Below are 22,592 nucleotides of genomic sequence, written 5' to 3' on the forward strand. Positions count from 1 at the left end.
CAATGTCAGAGATCGAATACGACCATTCTGCCCAGCGTCGCTGCTCGAAGTGCGGCGGCGAAATGAAGCTGATCGGCCGCTTGCCGCGCCGGCCGCAGCATCCCGCACGCACCGTGTTTCGCTGCTCCGCCTGCGACGACGTCGTGCAGGAATAGACAGCCGCTCATTCGGAAGCCGGGCCGCCCCGCGCCAGCGCGGCCTCCATCAGCGTTTGCAATTGTTTGGCGGTGAACGGCTTGGCCAGGCAATACACGCCGTTCTGAACCGTCATGCCCTCGCGCTCCAGCATCGTCGCATCGAATTCCGGCAGGCTGCCGCTGATCACGATGATCGGCAGCGCCGGCCGCGCCGCCCGCACCGCCGCCAGCACGCTCATGTCCTGAACCTTGGGCAGGCTGAGATCGATCAGCGCCAGCGCCGGATCGCTGCGAGACAGCCAATCGAGCGCCGCAGCCCCGCTGTCGCATACCGTCACCTGATGCCCGGCCTTGCCCAGCACCAGGGTCAGCACCGTGCGCACCGCCGGCTCGTCGTCGACGACCAGCACCTCCATCACCACCTCTCGGCTGGCGTTAGGACCGTGAGCGCCGCGACGCGGAACAAGGATCGGCTGTGACGGTGTCAGATTGCTGCAGTTCGCGAAACCAGCGCAACTGGTAACGCTACGAGCGAAGGCAGCCGTCTGCACGGAGCGAAACGTCATCCACTCCGGAGCTGAGGGCGGACGTTGTCGCCCGCCGCCGGCCGACTGAGACGCGCTGATTGCAGCGTGATCTCCATCAGGTCGCGCGCAACCACGAGCGGGCCGTTGTAGCGCGTCCTGAGGTCCTGCATCCCGGCCGTACACGCTCATCGCGCAATCCATCGGCGCGCTTCAACTCGTCGCCACGCGCCGTCTTTCGGAACGAGTCCTGCTATGCGGTGCGTGCGAAGTGGCTCATCATGAGGGCGACGTGGTCGGCAGATCAATCTGAAACGCGGCGCCGCGCTCGCGGCCGATCAGTTCGATCGTGCCGCCGAGCGTCGAGGCCACGAGGTTGAAGGCGATGTGCAGACCGAGGCCGATGCTGCCGCCGTCGCGTTTGGTCGTGAAGAACGGCTCGAAGATCCGTTCGGCGAGATCGGCCGGGATGCCGACGCCGTCGTCGGCCAGCGTGATCCGGACCCGGTCCGGCGCGATCCGCGCGGCCTCGACGTGCAGCACGCCCTCGGCATCGCCCGGGTAAGCGTGGATCGCCGCGTTGAAGGCGAGGATGCCGAGCACCTGACCGAGCGCGCCGGGGCGGCTGATCAAGGTGATCCCTTCCGGCACGTTCAGCTCGACCGTGAGGCCGCGGCGCGACAGCAGCGGCCTCAGTTTGTCGAAGCTGGCGGACAGCCAGCCGCGCAGCTCGAACCCCTCACGCTGCTCGTTGGCCTGATCGACCGCGACCTGCTTGAAGGCGTGGATCATCTCGGAGGCGCGCAGCAGGTTCTGCTGCGTCATTTGCAGTCCTTCGTCGAGCCGGCCGATGCCGCGGGTCAGATCGGAGCGCCGCACCGCGCCGCCGTCGAGGGCGCGGGTGAGGCCACGGACATCGGCCTGCATCGCGGTCGAGGTCGTCAGCGCCAGCCCGATCGGCGTGCTGACCTCGTGGCCGATGCCGGCGACGAGTTGCCCCAGCGCCGCCAGCTTCTCGGCCTGCACCAGATGCGCCTGGGTGGCACGGAGCTCACGCAGCGATGCTTCCGACCGCGCGGTCTCGCGCTGCAGCGCCTCGGTGGTAGCGAACTGCCGGCGCGCCCGATGTTCGCGGGCGCCGATCGCGTACAGCGACAGCAGATAGGAATTGCCGATCAGGAAGTGATTGATGAAGCCGAGCCCGGGCGACATTTCCGGCGCCAACCGCTCCGCGAAGGCGAAGGCCAGCCAGGTCGTCACGCAGAACACCAGCAGCGAGCCGATCCGCAGCGGCAGCATGGTCGAGACGAACAGGATGACGATGATCATCCCGGCGGAGGCGTAGGTGAAGCCGGACGGCAGCACCAGATACACCGACGGCAGCACGCAGCCCGGGATCACGCAGTACAGCAGCAGGATGGTCTCGGCCCAGCGCCGCACCGCCCCGAGCAGCAGCGTCAGCGGCAACAGCACCAACACCGCCGTGCCGCCGCGGATCGCCAGCGTGATCGGCACGACCTCCGGGTACAGCATCCAGTCCCAGAAAGTGTAGCCCGCATAGGTCAGCGCGCCGAGCAGCATCGCCGCCTGGGTCCAGCCGATCTGGGACCGGACGTAGCTGTCGACGAAGCGGCGCTCTTCCGCCGGATCGTCGAACCGCAGGCCGGCGGCCTTCAACAGATCGTGGAGCCACTGACGGCGCGGCACCGCCGCGGTCACGACGGGGAGCGGCGCTGCACGGCTGTCGGATCGTTCGCTCGATGACATCAAGGATGCACAACGGAACCGCCGTCCACCGACGGCACACAGCGACCCGCGCGAAGCCACATAAATTCACGCTCCGCGCGCTCGTCTCAGCGGTATCATCCGGCGCAAGGCCAATGCAAGCAAACGGACCGGCGGAGGTCTGTGCGGGCGAGTCGAGGCTTACAGGAGAGATGGTGCCCAGGGGCGGGATCGAACCACCGACACTGCGATTTTCAGTCGCATGCTCTACCAACTGAGCTACCTGGGCGTCGTCCGACCGGCGCGAAGCCGGGGGAGCGCCGGGTTATAGTCAGACACGGCGGCGCTGTCCACCCGTCGGGACGGGGTTTTGCCGGGGAAAATTTCACCGGATCGTCCCAGGCTCCGGCCGGAATCGCGGCTCAATCGTCTTCGTCGTCGGCGGGCCGGCCGGGAATGGCATAGGCGCCGGACAGCCAGCGATTGAGGTCGACGTCGCGGCAGCGCTCGCTGCAGAACGGGTGCGATGCGGCGGTCGCCGGCTTGCCGCACACCGGGCAGGGTTTGGCGCCATTCCGCTTCGGCTGCGCCGTATCAGCCGGCATTGAGCCAGCCATGGCGGATCGGGAAGCCCTCGCCGCCGAGCAGCGAAATCGTCTCGTACAGCGGCAGCCCGACCACATTGGTGTAGGAGCCGACCAGCTTGACCACGAACGAGCCGGCGATGCCCTGCACCGCGTAGCCGCCGGCCTTGCCGCGCCATTCGCCGGAACCGACGTAGCCGGAGATGTCCTCCTCCGACAGCCGCTTGAACCGGACCCGGGTTTCGACCAGGCGCTGGCGGAACGCCTCCTTCGGCGTGACCAGGCAGACGGCGGTATAGACGCGGTGATTGCGGCCCGACAGCAGCCGCAGGCACTGCGAGGCTTCGTCGATCAGCTCGGCCTTCGGCAGGATACGGCGGCCGACCGCCACCACGGTGTCGGCGGCGAGCAGATACGAGCCGCGCAGGTCGTCGTCGAGCTGGATCGATTGCAGCGCCGCCTCGGCCTTGGCGCGCGCCAGCCGGTTGGCGCAGGCGCGCGGCAGCTCGCCGCGCTTCGGCGTCTCGTCGACATCCGCCGGCCGCAGCGCGTCAGGCTCGATCCCGGCCTGGTTGAGCAGCGCGAGCCGTCGCGGCGAGCCGGAGGCGAGAACGAGTTTGGGACGGCCGAGCATGCGGAACTTTGATTCGGGCGGGTGGCGGGAGAGCGCGCGGAACCTATCGGAAGGCGCGTGCCGGGACAACAGGCCCGGGCACAGAGCAGGACAGTCAACGCGCCGGCCAGTTCCAGGACGGGCGCTCGCCGTCGCGGACCAGCGTCTCGCTCAGCTCTTTCTCGAGGACAATCTCGCGACTGTCGGCCTCGCGGCGCAGCGCAGATACCAGTCCGTCGGCATGCGACACCACGACGATCTGCGAGCGTGTCGCGGCTGCTGCGATCAGCCGGGCAAGCGGCGCAAGCAGATCGGGGTGCAGGCTGGATTCGGGCTCGTTGAGGATCATCAGCTCAGGCGGCCGCGGCGACAGTAACGCGGCGACCAGCAGCAGATAGCGCAGCGTGCCGTCGGACAACTCTGCGGCTTTTAGCGGCCGTAGCAGGCCGTGCTGCTCCATCGCCAGTTCAAAATAACCGTCGGCCTCGGACACCTCCAGGCGCGCGCGCGGAAAGGCATCGTCGATGGTGGCCGCGAGCGCCTCGTGATCGCCGATCTCCAGAATGGTCTGAATCGCCGCGGCCAGATCGGCACCGTCGCCACCGAGCACCGGCGTGCGGGTGCCGATCTGCGGCCGCCGCGCCGGGGCGTCGCGATCGGTGCGGAGCTGATCATAGAACCGCCAGTCCCGCATCCGGTCGCGCAGCAGCAACAGTTCGAGCGCTTCGCGCGGATCCGCGCCGTGGGTCATTATGCTGTCGGCGGGGCTCAGCGACCGATACACCTCGCGCCACTGGCCGCCGTCATCGCGCACCCGCACGAACGGTCCGCGCCGTTCGGCAAACGCGTTGGCGCGGCCGAGCAGTTCGCCGGCCCACACGCTCTCGACCTTGATCTCCGGATCACGCGTGAACCTCGACGCGCGCGGCCCATCCGGCGGCGGCGGCAGGCCGAGATCTATCGCGTAGCCGTAATCCGGACCGGCGAAACCGAGCTTGAGCGCGATGCGGTTGCTGCGCGTCGTGCCCTGCACCGGATGAACGCCGCGCTTCATCGTGCGCGACAGCGTCTCGGGCCCGGCCCACAGCGTCGACGGCAAGCCACCCTCGCCGGCCAGCGATTGAATGACCCGCCCCTGCGCGATCTCGGCGAGCAGCCGCAACGCGCGATACAGGCTCGACTTGCCGGTTCCGTTCGCCCCGGTGACGACATTGAGCGGCCCGAGCGACAGCCGCACGTCGCGCAGCGATCGGTAGCCCGAAACAGCAAGTCGCGTGATCATTGCGATTTCCGAACGTGTACTCACGCTTGATGGATAGCAGATGCCGAGCGAGCGGCCAAAGCATGGAGCCGCGGCCTGCGACATGGGCGATCTTCTCCTTGCATGCTTGCGCCCCTCCGCCGCGGAACGTCTTTCCGGGGCGCTCGCGCAGCGAGCGAACCCGGAAGCTCGATGTGCAGGAGGCCGTGATCCACAAGCTCGGGATTCCGGGTTCGCGCCTGGCGGCGCGCCCCGGAATGACAGACGTGAAAAGGCGTGGTTAATCCATGCTCAGTGCGAAACAGCGCAAGGCGAGGAACGTTTGACCGGAACAGATCACCGGCTCACAACTACTCGTTCCCCCCGCTGTGGCGGCCGAAGCGTTTGTAGATGCGTTGCATCAGGGAGTCGGCGACTTCGCGGTAGGCGGCGAGTTTCTGCTCGCGGTTGCCTTCGGTCCCGGTGGGGTCGTAGGTCGGCCAGTATTCGACATCGATCGCGTGGGTGCGGGTCAGTTCCAACGCCTTGTGATGCGCTTCCGGCGACAGCGTGACGATCAGGTCGAAATTCAGGCCTTCGTAATCGTCGAGCTGTTCGAAGGTGGTCGGCTTGTGCTTGGAGATGTCGAGGCCGCGCTCGGCCATCACCGCCACGGTGAATGGATCGAGTTCGTGAGTCTTCACGCCGGCGGAGCGCACATACATCGTGCGCGGCGCGATGCCGCGCAGCATCGCCTCCGCCATCGGCGAGCGCACGCTGTTCATGCCGCAGGCGAACAGCACCGCGTGCGGCAGGCCGGTCCGCGACGGCGGCGTCATCACCATCGTCCGCCGCCGCTCGGCCCACGCCAGGTTGCCCTGCGCGCGCCGCGCATCGTCAGCCCTTCCAGTGCAGCACGGAGATCAGGGTGAACAGCCGGCGCGCGGTCTCGAAATCGATCCGCACCTTGCCGGCCAGCCGCTCCTGCAGCGTGCGCGAGCCTTCGTCGTGGATGCCGCGGCGGCCCATGTCGATGGCTTCGATCTTGTCGGGCGTGGCGGTCCGGATCGCCTGATAGTAGCTGTCGCAGATCATGAAGTAGTCCTTCACGATGCGGCGGAACGGCGTCAGCGACAGCAGATGCGTGATCACCGGCGCGCCGTCTTCGCGGCGGATGTCGAACATCAGCCGGTTGCCGGTGATGCCGATGTGCAGCGTGAACGGCCCCTCGCCCGCGCCCTCCGGCGCGAACAGATTCTTCTCGACCAGATCGTAGATCGCGATCGCGCGCTCGTGCTCGATGTCCGGTCCCGAACGCCCGATCGATTCCTCGTCGAGCGTCACCGCGACGATGCGATTGTTGGAATCGTCTGGTTCCGGATTGCTCATCGCTGGTTCAGACGCAGTCCCACCGATCGCGCATGCGCGTCCAATCCTTCGGCGTTGCCGAGCGCCATCGCGGCCGGGCCGAGCGCGGCGAGCTGCTCGGGGCCGCATTTCAGGATCGAGGTGCGCTTCATGAAGTCGAGCACGCCGAGCCCGGACGAGAACCGCGCCGACCGCGCGGTCGGCAATACGTGGTTGGAGCCGCCGACATAGTCGCCGATCGCTTCCGGGGTGTGGCCGCCGAGGAAGATCGCGCCGGCATTGCGGACCTTGGCGGCGAACGCTTCCGGATCGGCGGTCATGATCTCGAGATGCTCGGCCGCGATTGCATTGGCGAGCGCCACCGCATCGTCGAGCCTGGCGACCTTGATGATGGCACCGAACTCGTCCCACGAGGCGCGCGCGATCTTGGCGCGCGACAGCGTGATGAGCTGCGACGCCACCGCGCGTTCGACATCGGCGGCGAGCACCGCGCTGTCGGTGATCAGAATCGACTGCGCGTTGGCGTCGTGCTCGGCCTGGGCCAGCAGATCGGCGGCGATCCAGTCCGGATTGGCGGTCTTGTCGGCGACCACCACGACTTCCGACGGGCCGGCGATCATGTCGATGCCGACACGGCCGAACACCAGCCGTTTGGCGGCGGCGACGTAGGCGTTGCCGGGGCCGACGATCTTGGCGACCGGCTGGATCGTCGCAGTCCCGTAGGCCAGCGCCGCCACCGCCTGGGCGCCGCCGATGCGGTAGATCTCGGTGGCGCCGCCGAGCTGCGCTGCCGCCAGCACCAGCGGATTGAGGGTGCCGCCCGGCGACGGCACCACCATCACCACGCGCTCGACGCCGGCGACCTTGGCCGGAATCGCATTCATCAGCACCGACGATGGATAGGCCGCGGTACCGCCAGGCACGTACAGGCCGACTGCCTCGATCGCGCTCCAGCGCCAGCCGAGCTCGACGCCGAGCGGATCGGTGAAGCGATCGTCCTTCGGCAATTGCCGCCGGTGGAAGAACTCGATGCGGTCACGCGCCAGCTTCAGCGCCTCGATGGTCGCCGGATCGCACGCCTTGACGGCGTCCTCGACCTCGGCCTCGCCGATCCGCATCCCGGCGGCATCCAGCGTCAGCCGGTCGAACTTCTCGGTGGCTTCGAGCAGCGCAGCGTCGCCACGTTGCGCGACGTCATCGACGATCGCCCGCGTAGCGGTCTCGATATCCGCCGCCACCTCCCGCTTCATCGCCAGGAAGGCTTTGAACTTGGACGCGAAATCGGTGGTGGCGTTATCCAGGCGAATGGGCATGTCGATTTGATCCGGCAGACATCTGCGGCAGGGCGGCCTCTGCTCAATGGCGCGGCGACTTACCGCCGTCAACCCTCATAAGCCGCGCAGTTTCGGCAGCCGCCGCGGCGCGTCCGCCGGTTCAGCCGAGCCCTCCCAGAGCGTCCGGCGGCGCACCGGCATCGTCACCGATCGGGTCGGGACCGAGATCGGTCAGCGCGCATTCGAGACATTCGACATCGAGCCGCAACATGCCGCCGCGGGAAAACATCAGCACGACGCTGCCACCCGGCGGCTCCGGGGCGGGATTGAATTCGAGCCCGATCAGCTCCAGCGCCTCGCTCCGGGCAGCCATGTCGATCGCGCGCGATTTGCAGGCCAGTACCCGCTCGAACCGCAGCGCCGCGATCAGCCGGCCGGGCACCGGCTCGCCCGACAGGGTCTGCTCCCAATCGAGCCGGTGCAACCCGACCACCAGGCGCTTCTCGGCCTGGCGCCAGACGATATCGCCGATCTCGACCCGGGCGTCCTGGACGTGCGCGGAGATCACCGCGAGATCGTCGGGATCGAAGGCGAGCAGTTTCAGATCACCCACGGCCGGCCCCTTCGCGGCATCAGCCGCTGATGCGCTCGATATTGGCGCCGCAGGCCGACAGCTTCTCCTCGAGCCGCTCGAAGCCGCGGTCGAGATGGTAGATGCGGTTGACCATGGTTTCGCCTTCGGCGGCGAGCGCCGCGATCACCAGCGACACCGAGGCGCGCAGATCGGTCGCCATCACCGGCGCGCCGCGCAGCTTGGACACGCCGTCGATGGTCGCGGTCTCGCCGTCGAGCGAAATCTTGGCGCCGAACCGTGCCAGTTCCTGGACGTGCATGAAGCGGTTTTCGAAAATCGTCTCGGTGATGTGCGAGGCGCCCTTGGCGCGGGTCATCAGCGCCATCAGCTGCGCCTGCAGATCGGTCGGAAAGCCGGGGAACGGTGCGGTGGTGACGGTCACCGGGCTGATGCCGGCGCCGTTGCGCGCGATCTTGATGCCGTCGTTGTTGACCGTGATGGTGGCGCCGGCTGCGGTCAGCACGTCGAGCGCGGCTTGCAGCAGTTCGGGGCGGGCGCCCGAGAGCTGAACCTCGCCGCCGGCCATCGCCACAGCCATCGCATAGGTGCCGGTCTCGATCCGGTCCGGTAGCACGGTGTGGCGGGCGCCGTGCAGCTTGGCGACGCCCTCGATGGTGATGCGCGGGGTACCGGCGCCCGTGATCTTGGCGCCCATCTTGTTGAGGCAATCGGCGACGTCGACGATCTCCGGCTCGCAGGCGGCGTTGTCGATGATGGTGGTGCCCCTGGCCAGCGTCGCCGCCATCAGCGCGACGTGGGTGCCGCTGACCGTGACCTTGGGAAACGCGATGGTGGCGCCCTTCAGCCCACCAGGCGCCTTGGCGATAACATAGCCGCCGTCGATCGTGATCTCGGCACCGAGCCTTTCCAGCGCCATGATCAACAGGTCGACCGGCCGGGTGCCGATGGCGCAGCCGCCGGGCAGCGACACCTTGGCTTCGTGCATCCGCGCGATCAGGGGCGCAATCACCCAGAAGCTGGCGCGCATCTTCGACACAAGCTCGTAGGGAGCGGTGGTATCGACGATGGTCTTTGCGGAGATGTGCAGGGTCTGGCCCTGATATTCGTGGTCGCCCGGACGCTTGCCGGCCGACATGATGTCGACGCCGTGATTGCCGAGGATCCGCTGCAGAAGCGCAACATCGGCGAGCCGCGGCACGTTGTCGAGGATCAGAGTCTCGTCGGTCAGCAGCGCCGCAATCATCAGGGGCAGGGCCGCGTTTTTGGCTCCCGAAATCGGGATGGTGCCCCGCAGCTCGTTGCCGCCGATGATCCTGATGCGATCCATGCCGATTCCCGCTGATTTGCCGTGGAATTATACGGCAGGAGCGCCGCCCGTGGCAAAAGCGTGGAATTTGAGGCGATTTCATGGGCGACGACGCCGGCGGGCGATCGTGACGTCCGCCGGCGCGCCGAATCGGCCAAAAACCGGCTTACCAGCCTTGGCCGTAGGTGCGGTAGTCGCGGTGCCGCGGCTCGCGGAACGCGGCACGCGGATTGACGATGCAATCGGCGAGCCGGCCGGACGCCGCGGTGCGGCACTGCCGGTACGACGCATAGCTGCAATCGCCAGGGTAGCCGTAGCCCGGCGAGGTCAGGCAGTACGCATAGGTGCGCGCCTCGGCCGGGCTGCCGGCGAACAATCCGACCGTCGCCACGACCGCAGCGCCCGCGAGCGCGGCAAGCCGCGGGGCCGTGACGCTCTTCAAAATCGATAGCATTGCATGCTCCTGTTGTGATCTGCCGAAACAACCCATTGTGACGTATGTCGTTCCTGACCCGCAGCGGGTCCGGAACGCAGCGCGGCGCGCCGGAGTGGCGCCCGCAGATCACGAATTGATACCTGGCGACTGCTGAAGTTATCGCATTTGCCGCGCAACACCGGAACGGCGGCGTCGGGCGCTGGTTGGAGGCTCACTGGTGCGAAAGCACCCTTTCATCAATGGAGGTCCCATGAAATCCCGACTGACCCGAATGACCGGTGTCGCCGCTGCTGCGCTGCTCGCCACCACGATGGCCGCCGCGGCTCAGAGCCAAACCGATTCCCGCGGCAATGCGATGGGATCGCAGAACGTCGGAAACGGCGCGCCGCATACCGGCACGATGGCGCCCGGCACCACCACCGGCATGGGCGGCAAGCGTATGAACGGCGCCAATGATCCGGCCCCGTCCGCGAACCAGGGCATGGGTACCCGCGGCGGCAGCAACAGCACCGGTGCGCCGAGCGGCAGCGTCGGCCGCTGAGGCACGTCGGCCCACGACAGCAGAGCCCCGGTTTCGGCCGGGGCTCTTTTTTGCGGCGTCAGACGGCCAGATAGCCGTGCAACGCGGCGACCACCTGGGCTCCCTCGCCGATCGCGCCGCCGACCCGCTTGACCGAGCCGGAGCGGACGTCGCCGACCGCGAACACGCCCGGCACCGAGGTCTCCAGCGCCTGCGTCGGCCGCTGGCCGTCATCGGCAGGCCGCGCCCCGGTGACCACGAAGCCGGCGCGATCGAGCGCGACGCCGCAGCCTTCGAGCCAGCCGGTCGCCGGATCGGCCCCGACGAACAAGAACACATTGCTGACCGCCATGGTCCGATCCTCGCCTGACAGCCGGCTGCGCAGCGTCGCCCGCTCGAGGCCGCGATCGGCCGAACCGTCCAGCGCCACCACCTCGGTGTTGAACACCAGCTCGATGTTCGGCGTCGATTCGATCCGCTCGATCAGGTAGCGCGACATGCTGGCGGCAAGCCCGCCGCCGCGGACCACCATGTGGACCCGCTCCGCGTGACCCGACAGGAACACCGCCGCCTGCCCGGCCGAATTGCCGCCGCCGACCAGGATAATGTCCTGCTGCCTGCACAGCCGCGCTTCGATCGGCGAGGCCCAGTAATACACGCCCCGTCCTTCGAATTCGGCGAGCCGCTCGATCTGCGGCCGGCGATAGCGCGCGCCGCTGGCGACCACGATGGCCCGAGCCCGCAGTTCGCCGCCGTCGTCGAGTGTCAGCTTGAATTGGCCGTCGTCGCAGCCGCAGACCAGCGACTTCACTTCCGTGGGAATCAGGATGTCGGCGCCGAACTTCTGCGCCTGATTGTAGGCGCGCGCGGTCAGCGCCATGCCGGAGATGCCGGTCGGGAAGCCGAGATAGTTCTCGATCCGCGCGCTGGCACCGGCCTGGCCGCCGAACGCGCGCTGATCGCACACCGCGACAGCGAGGCCTTCCGACGCCGCATACACCGCGGTCGACAGCCCCGCCGGGCCGCAACCGACGATCGCGACATCGTACAGTTTGGAGCGATCGACGTGGCCGTTCATGCCCATCGCCCGCGCCAGCTCGGATTCGCTGGGGTTGCGCAGCACTGTGCCATCCGGCGTCACCACCAGCGGCAGATCGCGCGGGGCCGGCGAATAGCGCGCCACCAGCTCGGCGGCGTCGTGGTCGGTCGCAGGGTCGAGCAGATGGTGAGGCCAGCCGTTGCGGGTGAGAAAGCCCATCAGCCGCACCGCGTCCGAGGCAGTGACCAAGCCGATCAGCACCGGACCGCCGACGCCGCCCTGGATCAGATTGACCCGGCGCAGGATCAGCGCCCGCATGATCCGCTCGCCGAGATCGGCCTCGGCGACCAGCAGGCCGCGCAGTCGCTCCGGCGGGATCAGCAGGCATTCGACCTCGCCCTCGGCGATGCCGTCGACCAGCGCGACCCGGCCGGACAATTGGCCGATCTCGGCCAGAAACTGCCCGGGCCCCTGCTCGGCCACCGGGGTGACGTGGCCGAGCCCGTCGCGCTGGCTGACCGCAACGTGGCCGGACAGCACCACGAACATCCCGGGTCCCGGCTGCCCGGTCTCGAACAGCCGCGCGCCGTCGGCATAGCGCCGGACCTCGCCGAACCGGCGGATTCGCTCGATCTCGGCTGCCGACAACACCGGGAAGGTCTGATCATGACGGGGCAGGAGCCGCCCGCCCGGGGCGCTCGCGGCCTGATCCGCCGTGCCTGAATCGGCCGCCATCGATCGCCTCCGGTTTGGTTGATCCGGCGTCACGCACCATTGCCGCCGTCTTGGCCGGGCACAGGATGACCGCCAGGCGCGGCGCCGTCTTGCACGTTTCTGTCAATTCCATCCGGCTCAGCCGTGGCGCGACCCCGGACCTGTGCCTTGCGGCGCTTCAGGTTGGCGCGCAGCGCTTCGGCCAGCCGTTGATCGCGGCTGGGGCGGCGCGGGGGCGACGAATTGTCGATCTCGACCATGGCGAATACCGCTGAACTGTCGGTGTCGAGGCACGACATAATGGTTTCGGCACGACATCGCGAGCGGGAGCGAAGATGACGGCGTTTCCTTCGGCATTGGCCCCGGGGCCGCAGCGAACCCTGGCGGTGTGGCACGAGGTGTTCGTCAGCCAGGATCGCGACCGGATGCGCCCTTTGCTCGCCGAGACCGTGGCGCTGCATTCGCCGGTAGTGCAGTCGACCATCCACGGCCCGGAGGCGACGATTCTGGTTCTGACCACGGTGGCCGGGATCTTCCGCCGGTTCCAGTACCGCCGGACCTACCTCGGCAGCCCGCTCGAGGTTGCGCTGGAATTCAGCGGGGCGATCGAGGGCTGGGACCTCAAGGGCGTCGACCTGATGCGATTCAACCAGAACGGCGAGATCGTCGAATTCGAAGTGCTGATCCGCCCGCTGCGGGCGCTGTCGGCGCTCGGCGAGGAGATCGGCCGCCGCATCGGCCCGCAGCTGATGCAGTTGAAGCGCACCGACGCCTTTGGCTGACACCGGCGCCCAGCCGCCCCTCCACTCGTCGCCGACCTGTGGATGCGACCGCTTCGCGCCGCGGACCGGGGATTTTCCCGATCGGCCGTCGTGATCCGCTTGCGCCCGCGGATGCCCTGTGGCAAGGAACGGCCGCGCCGCGCGGGAGCCCCACTGGCTGATTCCCCGCCCGGTCGATGCTGCCGTAGCTCAGTGGTAGAGCACTCCCTTGGTAAGGGAGAGGTCGACAGTTCAATCCTGTCCGGCAGCACCATTGAAAATCAAGCACTTAAGCCAGATCAATGAAACGCTGCTTTCCGAGCCGGAAGCACCGCGGAAGCACGCCGCACAAATGCGGGTCTTCGACCATCAACCTGATACCTGCCCTACGGCGCCCGCTCTTAGCTTCGTGACGCCTTCGCCCCGATCGTAGGTGAACTCGATCCCTGCGTCGGCGAACGCGGTTTCGATCGCCTGCGCCGTGGCGTTCCGGCCAGGTATCGGGCCGGGCTCTTTCTCGATGCGCTTGACCGTTGGCAGAGACACGCCGGCCTCTGCGGCCAAATCGGCTTGCTCCCAGCGCAGCAGTGCGCGGGCCGCTCGGATCATTTCGCTTGTGAGCTTCATTTTAGGCAAATCCTCTATTGACACTTCAAGTATAAATTTATGATACTCAGGGTGTCAATAGCGACGCGGGCCGAGTCGGGGCGGCAACCCCGAACCCGGCCCTTCCACCAGCAGAGAATGAGGGCTCTACCGATGACCAGCCAAACTAACACCCGCCGCGCTTCCCGCAACGCCGACGCTGTCCTGGCCGCCTTCGGCCGAATGGACGCCGCCAAGAGCGACAACGCATTCCGCCGCGCATTCGACGCGATGACCCGGGCCGTTCCGACCACCGCGGAGGGCATCGCCCGGGCGGCGGAGCAGCACCGCAACATGCTGGCGGACTTCCGCGCCGGCGATACGGTCGACCTTCTGGCGCTGGTCCGGATCGAAACCAACATCCGCCGCGGCACCGATCTGCTTCTCGCCGCGTAACCCGCAGCAACGGTAGCAACGGCCGCAGGGCTCGGGCTCTGCGGCCGCTTTGCGTTGCGGCATCGATCGCAGGCGCGCTGCGCCCGCAACCGTGCAGCCGAGCGACGGTGGATCTCGGCGCCAGGAGCCCAGCCGCAGGCGCTCGATCGCTGGGAAGCAGGGTGGCGGTCGAGCGGTGAAGCGGGGCGACGGTGAAGCGTGGAAGGCCGACCCCACCCCCACCCGGGTATCCACCCCTCGGGGGGGCTCCGGCCGCTTGTTGTCCGAAGGCGTCAACCTGCTTCTACTAATTGGGAAGGGCGAAAATGCCTCGGGTTCAATTATCCGCCGCGAGGTGGCCATACTTCGATCGCCACTCCAGCCAAGCCTCGTGTTGAACAGCGGCCTCGCTTCCCCGAAGTCCGTTGGGGCTGCCGCGTGGCGGCTCTGGTGGAACACCGGGGTGCTCGCGCCGCCAGCGATCAGCCTTCGTCGTTTCAAACCATTCGTCGAACTCCTGCGGCAGCCGCGCCCACTTGGCCCGAGCCGCCGCTTGACGTTCGCGCGTCTCTTGGCGCTCAAGGGACCAACCTACGACCATGATGCCAATGTAGATTGAGACAGCGACGCCGCCGCCGATGGCGGCCAACGTTGTCCACGTGATCACGTGATGCAGAGCAAGTAGCAGAAGTGTCGTCGCAACGAAGTGCGCAGCGATAGCCAGCAAAATCACTAACGTTGCCATGGACTGAGCTCCTAGGCTTTTGCAAGGGGAAATTCCAACTACTCCCATTCAGCCGAAATCGCAAATGTGGCCGCTCCACAACGGCTTTGTCGCTAGACCAAGTCGACAAAACGCGATACTATCAACACCGTTTTTGGCGCCTAGCCGTCCCGCCGCCGGCAACCTTGCGACCGACAGCTTGCACTCCGCGTCTCGGATCCGCAGCTCGGTAGCTTAGCAAGTTTGCTCTATCGATGGCGCAACCAACCCCCTACGACCGGCAGACGAGCTTCGCGCAGTTCAGCGCGCAGTTTCCGAACAAGCAGCAGAACGGCGGCAGCCTCGACGCCGAGTTCGTCGCGATCAAGGTCTCGCTCGACGAGACTCAGGCCAACCTGAAGCGTATTCAGGCCGACGACGGCTCGCTGGCGAGGAACAGCGTCGGCCGCGCGCAGCTCGATTCCAGCCTCACGGTCGGGTTCAAGAGCCCGACGACGTGGCAGCCATCCACCGTCTACACGGCCAACTACGACACCGTGTTCAACGGCGGCAAGTTCTACGTCGCGCTGGTCGATCACACGTCCGGCGCGTCTTTCGACGCGACCAAATGGGACATGATCGCGGATCTGAGCGTCGCGGCCGCGCTCGACGACGGCAGCGTGACCGATGCAAAGCTGGCCGATTCCGCCGTTCTCACGCAGAAAATCGCCGATCTCGCCATCACCACGCCGAAGCTCGCCACCGGCGCGGTCACGAACAACAAGGTCGCGACCGGGACGCTGACGGCTGACCGCGCTACAGGTACCGCGTGGCGCGATCTAGTCATCCCGGCCGGCACCGTCTTCTCGTTCACCGGCTCCGCCGCGAATGTCCCCGCCGGTTTCGTTTTGGCCGGCGGCACGTATCTGCGCGCCGATTATCCGGCGCTGTGGGCGCTGGCGGCGGCGGAGATCGCCGCCGGCGGCAACAGCTGGTACGGCGTCGGTGATGGCTCGACCACGTTCACCATCGCCAACCCGGCCGGGCAGGCGCTGGTCGGTGTTGACGTCGGCGGTTCGGTCATTCCCGGCGGCGTCAGCCTCGGCGCGGCGGCCGGATCCGCGACCAAAACGCTGATCACAGACAACCTGCCGCCGTACACGCCGAGTGGTTCGGTGGCGTCGTCGTTCTCGGGCTCCGTCAGCTACTCCCGATATACGACGCAAACTCAAATTGGCGCGGACTTCCGTTCTTTCACGCCGAGCCCCGGCGACACCTCGCTTGGCACGGGTGGGTGGACTGTTTCAGGCACCGTTACGTCGACATTCACCGGATCTCCGCAAGGCGGCACCAGTACCCCGCTCAACGTCGTTCCGCCGGTCCGCGGTGTCAACTTCATCGTGAAGGCTCACTGATCATGAAACCACTGTGGCACTATCTGCCAGACGTAACGACGGACCTGACGGCGGGGAAGCTTCACCGGCTCGATGACGGCTCGGTCGTCGCGTACTTCCCCAAGAAGTGGGAGAAGCTGGCCGACGCGTCGAAGCTTAAGGCGCTGTTGCCCGACGGCAGCGTCGTCGAGCACTTCCGGTACCGTGTGACCGAGTGGGACGTAGTCGAGATCAAGTCGGCGGAGGCGGTCTGATCACAGGAGGCTACATGTCGAGTTACAATGCGCAGCCCATTCCCGCCCGTGTGGCCTTCGACCCTCGCAGTCTGGAAACTCTGCCACTCGATCCGTGGGACCGATTCCGAGACGCGCCGCCGCTTCAACTGGCTGAAGCCGAGCGGCCGGCGCGGCTCGATATGATTCAGATGCCGGGCGCCTCGGTGGCGATGCCGCAGGTTATCCCGCCGCTGCCTCCCGGGTACACGCTCGATCCGCCGCCGCAGCAAGTAATCCCGCCGCTGCCGCCGGGCTACACGCTCGATCCGTTGCCGCCGGGCTACAACATGGCTCCGCTGCAGAATCATCCGGAGGATGCGCCGGTGGCCAATGGCGCGCGGCCCGGCATGTTCGATGACCTGATTCCGCAGCCGCAGCAGGCGGCCCCCACCGGCGGCCGCCCTGGCATGTTCGACGACCTCATCCCGGCCAACAATCGCGGTCCGAAGCTGATCCCGGTGGATCACGACCCGTTCGCGCAGCCGCAGCCGGATAATCGAACCACGCTGCAGAAAGTGCGCGAGGCGATCGACCCGGTGGCGCTTGCGTCCTCCGCCATCTCGTCGCTCTGGAACAACCGCCACGCGATCGCCGTCGGCGCGCAGGGCGTCGGCGCCGGTGTGCGAGACCTGGCGCTGATGCCATTCGACCTTGCGGCGGGTGCGCAGAATGGCGTGACGGCTCTGACGAACAAGGCGTTCGGCACCGACATCCCCTACGCGGTCCCGGCGTCGAGAATGGCCGAGAAGGTGCTGGCTCCGTACTCGATACCGGAGAGCGAGATGTCGCCGGGGGAGAAGCTCGGCTACAACATCAACCGTTTCGGCACGCAGGGCGTTGGCGGCGGCACCGCGCTGGCCATGCGGGCTCCGACGGTTGCGGCCGCGGTGATGCCGTCGGAGACGGCCGGCGCACGCATCCTCGACCGGCTGTCGCGGCCCTATATGGCTGCGCCTGCGCGCACGGTCGGCGGCGACGCGGTCGGTGGCGCCGGTGCGGGCGTCGGCGTGACCGCGGCCGAGGAGTATCTACCGAAGGAGCCGGCGACCACCACTGGCCAAATCGCCAATACGGTCGCCACGCTCGCCGCTCCGCTCATCGGCGGTGTCGGCGCGACCGCTGCACTCAGCAGCGCCGAAGGCTTGGGCGGCATGTTCCGAAATATCGCCGCTCGTTCGTTCGGCTCGACGCCGGAAATCCCGCTCAACCCCATCGCGAAGACACCTTACAAGGAGCCGGAGATCGATCGCGCCGCAGCCACGCTGCAGAACCAGACCACCGGCGCGCCGCGCGCCGTGGCGCAGGACATCCGCGAGAACGCCGCCGAGTTCACGAATCCGCAGCGCCCCGGCGAAGCGGCGTTGCTGCCGTCGCAGATTCCGACAGCCGGGTTGCTGTCGCGCGACCCTGGCTTGATTTCGCAGGAGGGTGCGGCCCGCTCGAAGAACGCCCCGGACTTCATCGAGCGCGACCAGCGAGTGAAGGAAACCGCCGCCGGGCGCGTCAACAGCCTGCGCGATCCCGAGGCCGATCTCGGCAGCGTCTTCCGGCGCGCAGCGGAAGCGCGTGACGAGCGGCTGCAGGGCGCCAACGCCGCGGTCGACGAACGGGCAAGTGCGCTCAGCGCCTTGGATCAGGCGCGCCAGCACCAGGGGGCCGAGTTCGGCGTCGTGGCCAACGCAGGAGCGCGGGCCGGCGCCAGCCAACGGCTGGACCGCGCGGTTGTCGACGAAGGCTACGTGCCGGCGCGTGCCGAGAAGAACCGGCAGTTCGAAACGTCGCCCGGCCGCGCGGAGCAATTGCCCGCGGACGAGGTGTTCACCGCAATCGATCGTGTGCGCGCGCAGAACAACATGCTGCGGCCCGACAATCAGGTCCCGGAGGATCTGATGCAGCGCCTCGAAGCGCTGCGGCCTCGCATCGAGATGCGCGACACTAACATTCTCGGCGCCGATGGCCGCCCGGTTCGTCAGGAGGTCAACGTCGGTGGCGCCGGTACTGCCACGGGTGCCGATCTGGCGGACCTGCGCAAATACATCGGCGCGGCGCAGCAGCGCGCGCAGGTGACGGGCAATTTCGATTTGGCCGACAGCCTGCGGAACCTTGGCGGCGCGGTGAATCGCGCCATCGAAGTGGCGCCGGGCTACGCCGAGGCCAACGCCAACTACCGCCAGTTCGCCGACCGGTGGCGGCCGAACCAAGCCGACGAGATGGCGAGGTTCACGCAAGAGCTCGACCGCAGCGGCAACACCGACGGTATGCCGAACCGCGGCAGCACGCCGCCGAGCGAGACCGCTGGCCGCTTCCTGTCGTCTCCGGAGAAGGCGCAGACGCTTCAGCGCGTACTGGCCGGCGCACCGAACGCGCAAGCTGGGCAATCGGCGGTTCGCGACTACATGCGCTCGGATTTCGCCATGTCGGCGATGAACCCGGACGGCACCCTGCACCCGGCACGCGCCGCGGCATGGGAGCGCAATAACGCCGACGTGCTGCATCAATTCCCGGCGCTGCGCACCGAGTTTGACGGATACGTGCAGACTGCGCGCCGCGGCCAGGCGCTCAGCATCGAGGCGCGCAATGCACTCGACGAGGCCCGCGCCGCGCGCCGTGCAACGGAATTGGAGGTCGATCGCTCGGCCATCGGCACGCTTCTGCGGGAAGATCCGCGCGACGTGGCCAAGTCCCTGCTCGGCGGCCGCTACGGGTCCGAGAAGCGGCTCGACGAGATCAGTGCGCTCGTGAAGAACGACGCGCAGGCAAAGCGTGGTTGGAAGGCCGCCGTTGCTGAGGTGCTGACCGACAAGGTCCGCGGTTCGAAGATGGTCGGCGAGACCCCCGAGGTGCAGTTCGCGCGGCTGGCGCGGGAGTTCCAGGACAACGAGGCGCTGCTGGCTAAGACGTTCACGCCCGAGGAAATGAATACGCTGCGGCAAGGCCACAAGCTGCTGGAGTATTTCAAGGAGGCGGAGAAGCGCGCCACAGTCGGGTCGGACACCGCCGACAAATGGAACGTGTCGCAGTGGGTTCAGCTTGCCATCCGCCACGTGAAAGGCGATCTCGCCGGAGGTGGCTTGGTGAAGCGTTTCAAGCTGTTCCTTGAGCTGCTGCCGACCAACAAGCAGGGCGCCGACGAGATCGTGCGCCTAGCGTGGTTCAATCCTGATGTGGCGGCTTACTTGCTGGAGCGCCCGATCAAGAACCCGAACGTGCCGGAGTACAACATCGACCTGCGGCGGCTCGAAGCCGCGGCTCAGGGCGCTCGGGAGAGCGGCGACTAATACCGTGGCGTCCGGGTGCCATACGCTCCGGTGTTGGGGTTATAGTTGCCGCGGCTTGAGTAGTTATCCCTCTGCGTGTCATTCGGGTTCGTCGCGCTGTGGGGCCGGACGTACGTTCCATCGCTTCTGAAATGGCCATCGACACTGTGGCTGCGCGGGTTAGAACCATACCCGTACTGGGCTTGAGCCGCGCCGGTCAGAGACAGGACTGCTACGATGGCGATCACAATGCGCTTCATGGCACCCTCTAGAACGTTAAGCTGCTCGCGCCACTCAACCATGGACTGCTGATCGCGTCGAGACGGTTGTTTCCGGTAATATATTCCATCAGAGGTGGTGCGGAAAAGACACAGCAATCCCGTAAAAGTTGTAGTTTCCCGCAACCTCTATTGCTCTCGTGCTTGCTCGGGATTTGACTGGCCGCATTCGATTTTCTCTGCTGGGGAGTACACGACATGCGGAAAATCCTGATGGCAGGCGTTGCCTTCGCTGCCTTGAACGTTGCATCGGCGCAAGCCGCCGACTTGGCCGCGCGTCCCTACACGAAAGCGCCGATCGCGCCGGCGGTGGTCGGCTACAATTGGTCGGGCTTCTACGCCGGTGTAATGGGCGGCTACGGTTGGTCCGATCGCGTCAGCGTCGGAGGCCTGACGACCTCCAGCAGCGACCTGCAGGGGGGCTTTGGGGGCGGCCAGATCGGCTATAATTGGCAGGCTCCGGGCAGCCAATGGGTTTGGGGTCTCGAAGTCGACGCCGCCGGATCCGACATCAAGTACAGCGAGACGGGCTTTATCGGGATCTTCCCGGTGTCTCTTGAAGATAAGGTCCGGTCGTTCGGCAGCGTCACGGGTCGCATCGGTTTCACAACCGGGCCGGCCCTGTTCTATGCTAAGGGCGGCTACGCCTGGGCCGACAATCGCATTTCCCTGACGGTCTTGGGGCTGAACTACACCGAGAGCAAGGTGCTGTCTGGCTGGACGGTCGGCGCTGGTGTTGAGTACATGTTCGCGCCGAACTGGTCGGTCAAAGGCGAGTATATGTACGCCGACTACGGCACTTCGACGTATCTGACGGGCGTCGTCGCGGGTGGTGTCGACCTCGGTGCTACGACGCACACGGTCAAGGGCGGCATCAACTACCACTTCCAATGAAGTAGCCGAGAACGGAGGCCACGCTCAGGTAAGGCCTCCCTTTGCCGTCCGGCCCCGCCGCTCGTTCTGAGCTGCGGGGCCGTCGCGTGTCAGGCGCAGTCGTTAGCTTCGATCACTGCCATTGCAAGCAGGAATCGAAGGTGGGCCAGTCCGAGTTCGTCAGCGAGTGCGATCGCTGCGGCGATGTGCTCCAGCAGGGCGGCAAGTCGATCTGAATCGGTCATGGCTGAAATCCCCTTCGCTGCAATGAGCTGCCGGATGGCAGCGTCCGCAGCTTGCGGGGAGACGGGAGGACGGCGGCGGTAAGCGCTCGGGGATTTCAGCGGCGCGCCGCCGCTTCACCGGGCCTAGGTAAGGTTTCGATGTAGGCCGCGGCCTCGTGCAGCGTGGTTAGCTCTCCGGCATCGGGCAGCAGGATCAGCGGATCGAAGCACTTCAGACAGCTGGAACTCTCACCTCTCGTTCCCTGGCCGATCCCAAGGATACGGATTGACCTCGCGCGCCTGCGTCAGCTTCACCAGCCGTACGGGCGGACGGTAACGCCGGGTCGCGCAGGATCTGCATCGCAGTGACGCCTCCAGCTTCCACACGGGTGTGTCCTGCGGCCGCCGGATGTGCTGGAGAGGCAGGCTGCCGCGCGTCTTGCAGCGCATGCACTCAACCTCCAGCCAGCCAAGGCCGCCGCTGATGCACTGCGCGATCGTCGGCGACGGCTGCGCCGGCCCGCCGAACCCTTCCATGCGGACCGACCACTCCTCGGCAAGAGCGCGATGCGCCTTTTTGATCGCGGCGCGAGCTTCCTCGCGCGTGCTCTCGACGCGCGCCGTCCAGAAACGGAGCCGGCCGCCAAAAATGACCTCGCGCGATTTGGTCCCCATCCCACTATTTTGCCGGGTTGGATGGGCTCCGCAATGCCACTAGCTTTTGGTGTTGAACAGGTAGGAGGGACACCAAATGTCACCAGGATCGGGGCGGCGTCGACGGGCGCTCGGGAATCACCTGCTCGTCGTGCTGGCGCTGGCGGCGCCGAGCCTGGCATCTGCACAGGAACCGAAGCGCGTGCAGACGGTCAAGGTTCACGCGGAACCCGACGGTTCGGGCGTTCTCTACGAGATCAGGCCGGATGGTCAGGTGATAATCGATTGGGACGCGGCGGAGACCCTGGCCGTGTCGAAGGCGGACCGAATCCTGCTGCCCATCGCGACCGTGATGCTGGCCATTCGGGATGGGACGTGGAAGCCTGCTGCTCCGAAGAAGTAGCTCGGACGGGAGTTCGCGCGCCCAATGTGCAACCTCTACAGCATCACCAAGAATCAGGACGCAATACGCCGGCTGTTCGGGGTGATGAGCGACACCGCCGGGAACCTGCCGCCACTGCCGGCAGTGTTTCCGGACGGCTTGGCGCCGGTGGTGCGCGCCGATGGGGCCGGGCGCGAGCTCGCCATGATGCGGTGGGGCATGCCCGGGCCGCCGCAGTTCGGCGGCGCGCCGGTGACGAACATTCGCAACACCAAGTCACCGCACTGGCGGCGGTGGCTGAAGCCGGAAGCGCGCTGTCTGGTGCCGTTCACCTCATTCTGTGAATACGCCGACACCAAGCCGAAGAAGACGCCGACGTGGTTCGCGCTCGACGACGGCCGGCCGCTGCTCGCCTTCGCGGGGATCTGGACCGAATGGACCGGCACCCGCGGCACGAAGGCCAACCCGGTCGAAGGCCGGCACCTGCTCTACGGCTTCCTGACAACCGAGCCGAACGACGTCGTGGCGCCGATCCACCCGAAGGCAATGCCGGTGATCGTCACTACGCCGGAGGAATTCGACACCTGGATGCGCGCGCCGTGGAGTGAGGCGGCAGCGCTGCAGCGTCCGCTACCGGATGGCGTATTGAAGATCGTGGCGCGCGGGGAGCGGAAGGACGACGCACCTTCTAGGTAG

27 protein-coding genes and 2 tRNA genes are annotated in these 22,592 nt (G+C 67.0%); 11 read left to right on the forward strand and 18 right to left on the reverse strand.

Features of this window, described 5'->3' with window-relative positions; genetic code table 11:
- The first annotated feature begins 2 nt into the window (after positions 1-2).
- Complete coding sequence (locus DWA33_RS25150; RefSeq protein WP_167443164.1) at positions 3-155, forward strand: hypothetical protein; 153 nt, start codon at positions 3-5, stop codon at positions 153-155.
- A gap of 8 nt (positions 156-163) precedes the next feature.
- Here the strand turns inward: DWA33_RS25150 and DWA33_RS09345 are convergent, their stop codons facing one another.
- From DWA33_RS09345 to DWA33_RS09400, 12 genes are all read right to left on the reverse strand, one after another.
- Positions 164-553: a response regulator gene (locus DWA33_RS09345; RefSeq protein ID WP_114357812.1), complete on the reverse strand. Its 390-nt coding sequence runs from the start codon at positions 551-553 to the stop codon at positions 164-166.
- Positions 554-940: 387 nt separating this feature from the next.
- Positions 941-2,428, reverse strand: coding sequence for a sensor histidine kinase (locus tag DWA33_RS09350; RefSeq protein ID WP_114357813.1), 1,488 nt, complete (start codon positions 2,426-2,428; stop codon positions 941-943).
- A 171-nt stretch (positions 2,429-2,599) separates the two neighbouring features.
- Positions 2,600-2,675 (reverse strand) — tRNA-Phe (locus DWA33_RS09355).
- Positions 2,676-2,808: 133 nt separating this feature from the next.
- Entirely contained in the window at positions 2,809-2,991 is a 183-nt protein-coding gene (gene yacG / locus DWA33_RS09360; RefSeq protein ID WP_114357814.1) for a DNA gyrase inhibitor YacG, read from the reverse strand.
- Positions 2,981-3,604 (reverse strand): Maf-like protein, encoded by a 624-nt coding sequence (locus DWA33_RS09365; protein ID WP_114357815.1) that lies wholly within the window; start codon positions 3,602-3,604, stop codon positions 2,981-2,983. Before DWA33_RS09365 ends, yacG begins: the two co-directional genes overlap by 11 nt.
- A gap of 94 nt (positions 3,605-3,698) precedes the next feature.
- The gene (locus DWA33_RS09370) at positions 3,699-4,865 is read right to left on the reverse strand and encodes an AAA family ATPase (RefSeq protein WP_114357816.1); all 1,167 of its coding nucleotides are present in this window, start codon (positions 4,863-4,865) and stop codon (positions 3,699-3,701) included.
- 329 nt (positions 4,866-5,194) lie between these two features.
- Positions 5,195-5,662 carry an arsenate-mycothiol transferase ArsC gene (locus DWA33_RS09375; protein ID WP_114357915.1) on the reverse strand — a complete coding sequence of 156 codons (468 nt, stop codon included), beginning with the start codon at positions 5,660-5,662 and terminating at the stop codon, positions 5,195-5,197.
- 58 nt (positions 5,663-5,720) lie between these two features.
- Positions 5,721-6,212: a UPF0262 family protein gene (locus tag DWA33_RS09380; RefSeq protein ID WP_011160062.1), complete on the reverse strand. Its 492-nt coding sequence runs from the start codon at positions 6,210-6,212 to the stop codon at positions 5,721-5,723.
- On the reverse strand, positions 6,209-7,504 hold the full coding sequence (hisD, locus tag DWA33_RS09385) for a histidinol dehydrogenase (RefSeq protein ID WP_114357817.1): 1,296 nt from the start codon (positions 7,502-7,504) through the stop codon (positions 6,209-6,211). Before hisD ends, DWA33_RS09380 begins: the two co-directional genes overlap by 4 nt.
- Positions 7,505-7,625: 121 nt before the next feature.
- Positions 7,626-8,078: a DUF2948 family protein gene (locus DWA33_RS09390; RefSeq protein WP_114357818.1), complete on the reverse strand. Its 453-nt coding sequence runs from the start codon at positions 8,076-8,078 to the stop codon at positions 7,626-7,628.
- Between the two features lie 19 nt (positions 8,079-8,097).
- On the reverse strand, positions 8,098-9,387 hold the full coding sequence (gene murA, locus DWA33_RS09395) for a UDP-N-acetylglucosamine 1-carboxyvinyltransferase (RefSeq protein WP_114357819.1): 1,290 nt from the start codon (positions 9,385-9,387) through the stop codon (positions 8,098-8,100).
- 145 nt (positions 9,388-9,532) lie between these two features.
- Positions 9,533-9,820 carry a DUF3551 domain-containing protein gene (locus DWA33_RS09400; protein ID WP_114357820.1) on the reverse strand — a complete coding sequence of 96 codons (288 nt, stop codon included), beginning with the start codon at positions 9,818-9,820 and terminating at the stop codon, positions 9,533-9,535.
- Between the two features lie 232 nt (positions 9,821-10,052).
- On the opposite strand from DWA33_RS09400, the gene DWA33_RS09405 reads away from it, so the two are divergent.
- Positions 10,053-10,343: a hypothetical protein gene (locus DWA33_RS09405; protein WP_114357821.1), complete on the forward strand. Its 291-nt coding sequence runs from the start codon at positions 10,053-10,055 to the stop codon at positions 10,341-10,343.
- A 58-nt stretch (positions 10,344-10,401) separates the two neighbouring features.
- Here DWA33_RS09405 and DWA33_RS09410 read toward each other — a convergent pair whose 3' ends face one another.
- Together DWA33_RS09410 and DWA33_RS09415 are read right to left on the reverse strand one after the other, a co-directional pair.
- Complete coding sequence (locus DWA33_RS09410; RefSeq protein ID WP_167443165.1) at positions 10,402-12,096, reverse strand: FAD-dependent oxidoreductase; 1,695 nt, start codon at positions 12,094-12,096, stop codon at positions 10,402-10,404.
- Between the two features lie 29 nt (positions 12,097-12,125).
- Complete coding sequence (locus DWA33_RS09415) at positions 12,126-12,335, reverse strand: hypothetical protein (protein ID WP_114357917.1); 210 nt, start codon at positions 12,333-12,335, stop codon at positions 12,126-12,128.
- A gap of 75 nt (positions 12,336-12,410) precedes the next feature.
- On the opposite strand from DWA33_RS09415, the gene DWA33_RS09420 reads away from it, so the two are divergent.
- Positions 12,411-12,857 carry a nuclear transport factor 2-like protein gene (locus tag DWA33_RS09420; protein WP_114357822.1) on the forward strand — a complete coding sequence of 149 codons (447 nt, stop codon included), beginning with the start codon at positions 12,411-12,413 and terminating at the stop codon, positions 12,855-12,857.
- Positions 12,858-13,035: 178 nt separating this feature from the next.
- Positions 13,036-13,110, forward strand: a tRNA-Thr gene (locus tag DWA33_RS09425).
- A gap of 95 nt (positions 13,111-13,205) precedes the next feature.
- Here DWA33_RS09425 and DWA33_RS09430 read toward each other — a convergent pair.
- Positions 13,206-13,463: a helix-turn-helix domain-containing protein gene (locus DWA33_RS09430; RefSeq protein WP_114357823.1), complete on the reverse strand. Its 258-nt coding sequence runs from the start codon at positions 13,461-13,463 to the stop codon at positions 13,206-13,208.
- Between the two features lie 132 nt (positions 13,464-13,595).
- Between DWA33_RS09430 and DWA33_RS09435 the strand changes: the two genes are divergently transcribed.
- On the forward strand, positions 13,596-13,877 hold the full coding sequence (locus DWA33_RS09435; protein WP_147270230.1) for a hypothetical protein: 282 nt from the start codon (positions 13,596-13,598) through the stop codon (positions 13,875-13,877).
- Positions 13,878-14,193: 316 nt separating this feature from the next.
- Here the strand turns inward: DWA33_RS09435 and DWA33_RS09440 are convergent, their stop codons facing one another.
- Complete coding sequence (locus DWA33_RS09440) at positions 14,194-14,601, reverse strand: hypothetical protein (protein WP_114357825.1); 408 nt, start codon at positions 14,599-14,601, stop codon at positions 14,194-14,196.
- 233 nt (positions 14,602-14,834) lie between these two features.
- Between DWA33_RS09440 and DWA33_RS09445 the strand changes: the two genes are divergently transcribed.
- The 4 genes from DWA33_RS09445 to DWA33_RS09465 all read left to right on the forward strand — a co-directional run bounded on the left by DWA33_RS09445 (position 14,835) and on the right by DWA33_RS09465 (position 20,657).
- Positions 14,835-15,974, forward strand: coding sequence for a hypothetical protein (locus tag DWA33_RS09445; RefSeq protein WP_114357826.1), 1,140 nt, complete (start codon positions 14,835-14,837; stop codon positions 15,972-15,974).
- Between the two features lie 2 nt (positions 15,975-15,976).
- On the forward strand, positions 15,977-16,207 hold the full coding sequence (locus DWA33_RS09450) for a hypothetical protein (protein ID WP_114357827.1): 231 nt from the start codon (positions 15,977-15,979) through the stop codon (positions 16,205-16,207).
- Between the two features lie 14 nt (positions 16,208-16,221).
- Positions 16,222-19,506 carry a hypothetical protein gene (locus DWA33_RS09455; protein WP_114357828.1) on the forward strand — a complete coding sequence of 1,095 codons (3,285 nt, stop codon included), beginning with the start codon at positions 16,222-16,224 and terminating at the stop codon, positions 19,504-19,506.
- 455 nt (positions 19,507-19,961) lie between these two features.
- Positions 19,962-20,657, forward strand: coding sequence for an outer membrane protein (locus DWA33_RS09465; protein WP_114357829.1), 696 nt, complete (start codon positions 19,962-19,964; stop codon positions 20,655-20,657).
- Between the two features lie 89 nt (positions 20,658-20,746).
- On the opposite strand, the gene DWA33_RS25595 is transcribed toward DWA33_RS09465, so the two are convergent.
- Together DWA33_RS25595 and DWA33_RS09470 are read right to left on the reverse strand one after the other, a co-directional pair.
- Entirely contained in the window at positions 20,747-20,881 is a 135-nt protein-coding gene (locus DWA33_RS25595) for a hypothetical protein (protein ID WP_283808605.1), read from the reverse strand.
- Positions 20,882-21,109: 228 nt separating this feature from the next.
- Positions 21,110-21,535 carry a hypothetical protein gene (locus tag DWA33_RS09470; RefSeq protein ID WP_114357830.1) on the reverse strand — a complete coding sequence of 142 codons (426 nt, stop codon included), beginning with the start codon at positions 21,533-21,535 and terminating at the stop codon, positions 21,110-21,112.
- A 76-nt stretch (positions 21,536-21,611) separates the two neighbouring features.
- Between DWA33_RS09470 and DWA33_RS09475 the strand changes: the two genes are divergently transcribed.
- Together DWA33_RS09475 and DWA33_RS09480 are read left to right on the forward strand one after the other, a co-directional pair.
- Complete coding sequence (locus DWA33_RS09475) at positions 21,612-21,917, forward strand: hypothetical protein (RefSeq protein ID WP_244601236.1); 306 nt, start codon at positions 21,612-21,614, stop codon at positions 21,915-21,917.
- A gap of 24 nt (positions 21,918-21,941) precedes the next feature.
- On the forward strand, positions 21,942-22,592 hold the full coding sequence (locus DWA33_RS09480) for an SOS response-associated peptidase (RefSeq protein WP_114357831.1): 651 nt from the start codon (positions 21,942-21,944) through the stop codon (positions 22,590-22,592).

This window comes from Rhodopseudomonas pentothenatexigens (assembly GCF_900218015.1).
Lineage (GTDB): Bacteria > Pseudomonadota > Alphaproteobacteria > Rhizobiales > Xanthobacteraceae > Rhodopseudomonas > Rhodopseudomonas pentothenatexigens.

Bases quoted from the DNA above. Each gene is read 5' to 3' on its own strand.
- DWA33_RS25150 (WP_167443164.1), top strand. From the start codon at position 3: ATGTCAGAGATCGAATACGACCATTCTGCCCAGCGTCGCTGCTCGAAG.
- DWA33_RS09345 (WP_114357812.1), bottom strand. From the start codon at position 553: ATGGAGGTGCTGGTCGTCGACGACGAGCCGGCGGTGCGCACGGTGCTG.
- DWA33_RS09350 (WP_114357813.1), bottom strand. From the start codon at position 2,428: ATGTCATCGAGCGAACGATCCGACAGCCGTGCAGCGCCGCTCCCCGTC.
- yacG (WP_114357814.1), bottom strand. From the start codon at position 2,991: ATGCCGGCTGATACGGCGCAGCCGAAGCGGAATGGCGCCAAACCCTGC.
- DWA33_RS09365 (WP_114357815.1), bottom strand. From the start codon at position 3,604: ATGCTCGGCCGTCCCAAACTCGTTCTCGCCTCCGGCTCGCCGCGACGG.
- DWA33_RS09370 (WP_114357816.1), bottom strand. From the start codon at position 4,865: ATGATCACGCGACTTGCTGTTTCGGGCTACCGATCGCTGCGCGACGTG.
- DWA33_RS09375 (WP_114357915.1), bottom strand. From the start codon at position 5,662: ATGACGCCGCCGTCGCGGACCGGCCTGCCGCACGCGGTGCTGTTCGCC.
- DWA33_RS09380 (WP_011160062.1), bottom strand. From the start codon at position 6,212: ATGAGCAATCCGGAACCAGACGATTCCAACAATCGCATCGTCGCGGTG.
- hisD (WP_114357817.1), bottom strand. From the start codon at position 7,504: ATGCCCATTCGCCTGGATAACGCCACCACCGATTTCGCGTCCAAGTTC.
- murA (WP_114357819.1), bottom strand. From the start codon at position 9,387: ATGGATCGCATCAGGATCATCGGCGGCAACGAGCTGCGGGGCACCATC.
- DWA33_RS09400 (WP_114357820.1), bottom strand. From the start codon at position 9,820: ATGCTATCGATTTTGAAGAGCGTCACGGCCCCGCGGCTTGCCGCGCTC.
- DWA33_RS09405 (WP_114357821.1), top strand. From the start codon at position 10,053: ATGAAATCCCGACTGACCCGAATGACCGGTGTCGCCGCTGCTGCGCTG.
- DWA33_RS09410 (WP_167443165.1), bottom strand. From the start codon at position 12,096: ATGGCGGCCGATTCAGGCACGGCGGATCAGGCCGCGAGCGCCCCGGGC.
- DWA33_RS09415 (WP_114357917.1), bottom strand. From the start codon at position 12,335: ATGGTCGAGATCGACAATTCGTCGCCCCCGCGCCGCCCCAGCCGCGAT.
- DWA33_RS09420 (WP_114357822.1), top strand. From the start codon at position 12,411: ATGACGGCGTTTCCTTCGGCATTGGCCCCGGGGCCGCAGCGAACCCTG.
- DWA33_RS09430 (WP_114357823.1), bottom strand. From the start codon at position 13,463: ATGAAGCTCACAAGCGAAATGATCCGAGCGGCCCGCGCACTGCTGCGC.
- DWA33_RS09435 (WP_147270230.1), top strand. From the start codon at position 13,596: ATGACCAGCCAAACTAACACCCGCCGCGCTTCCCGCAACGCCGACGCT.
- DWA33_RS09440 (WP_114357825.1), bottom strand. From the start codon at position 14,601: ATGGCAACGTTAGTGATTTTGCTGGCTATCGCTGCGCACTTCGTTGCG.
- DWA33_RS09445 (WP_114357826.1), top strand. From the start codon at position 14,835: ATGGCGCAACCAACCCCCTACGACCGGCAGACGAGCTTCGCGCAGTTC.
- DWA33_RS09450 (WP_114357827.1), top strand. From the start codon at position 15,977: ATGAAACCACTGTGGCACTATCTGCCAGACGTAACGACGGACCTGACG.
- DWA33_RS09455 (WP_114357828.1), top strand. From the start codon at position 16,222: ATGTCGAGTTACAATGCGCAGCCCATTCCCGCCCGTGTGGCCTTCGAC.
- DWA33_RS09465 (WP_114357829.1), top strand. From the start codon at position 19,962: ATGCGGAAAATCCTGATGGCAGGCGTTGCCTTCGCTGCCTTGAACGTT.
- DWA33_RS25595 (WP_283808605.1), bottom strand. From the start codon at position 20,881: ATGACCGATTCAGATCGACTTGCCGCCCTGCTGGAGCACATCGCCGCA.
- DWA33_RS09470 (WP_114357830.1), bottom strand. From the start codon at position 21,535: ATGGGGACCAAATCGCGCGAGGTCATTTTTGGCGGCCGGCTCCGTTTC.
- DWA33_RS09475 (WP_244601236.1), top strand. From the start codon at position 21,612: ATGTCACCAGGATCGGGGCGGCGTCGACGGGCGCTCGGGAATCACCTG.
- DWA33_RS09480 (WP_114357831.1), top strand. From the start codon at position 21,942: ATGTGCAACCTCTACAGCATCACCAAGAATCAGGACGCAATACGCCGG.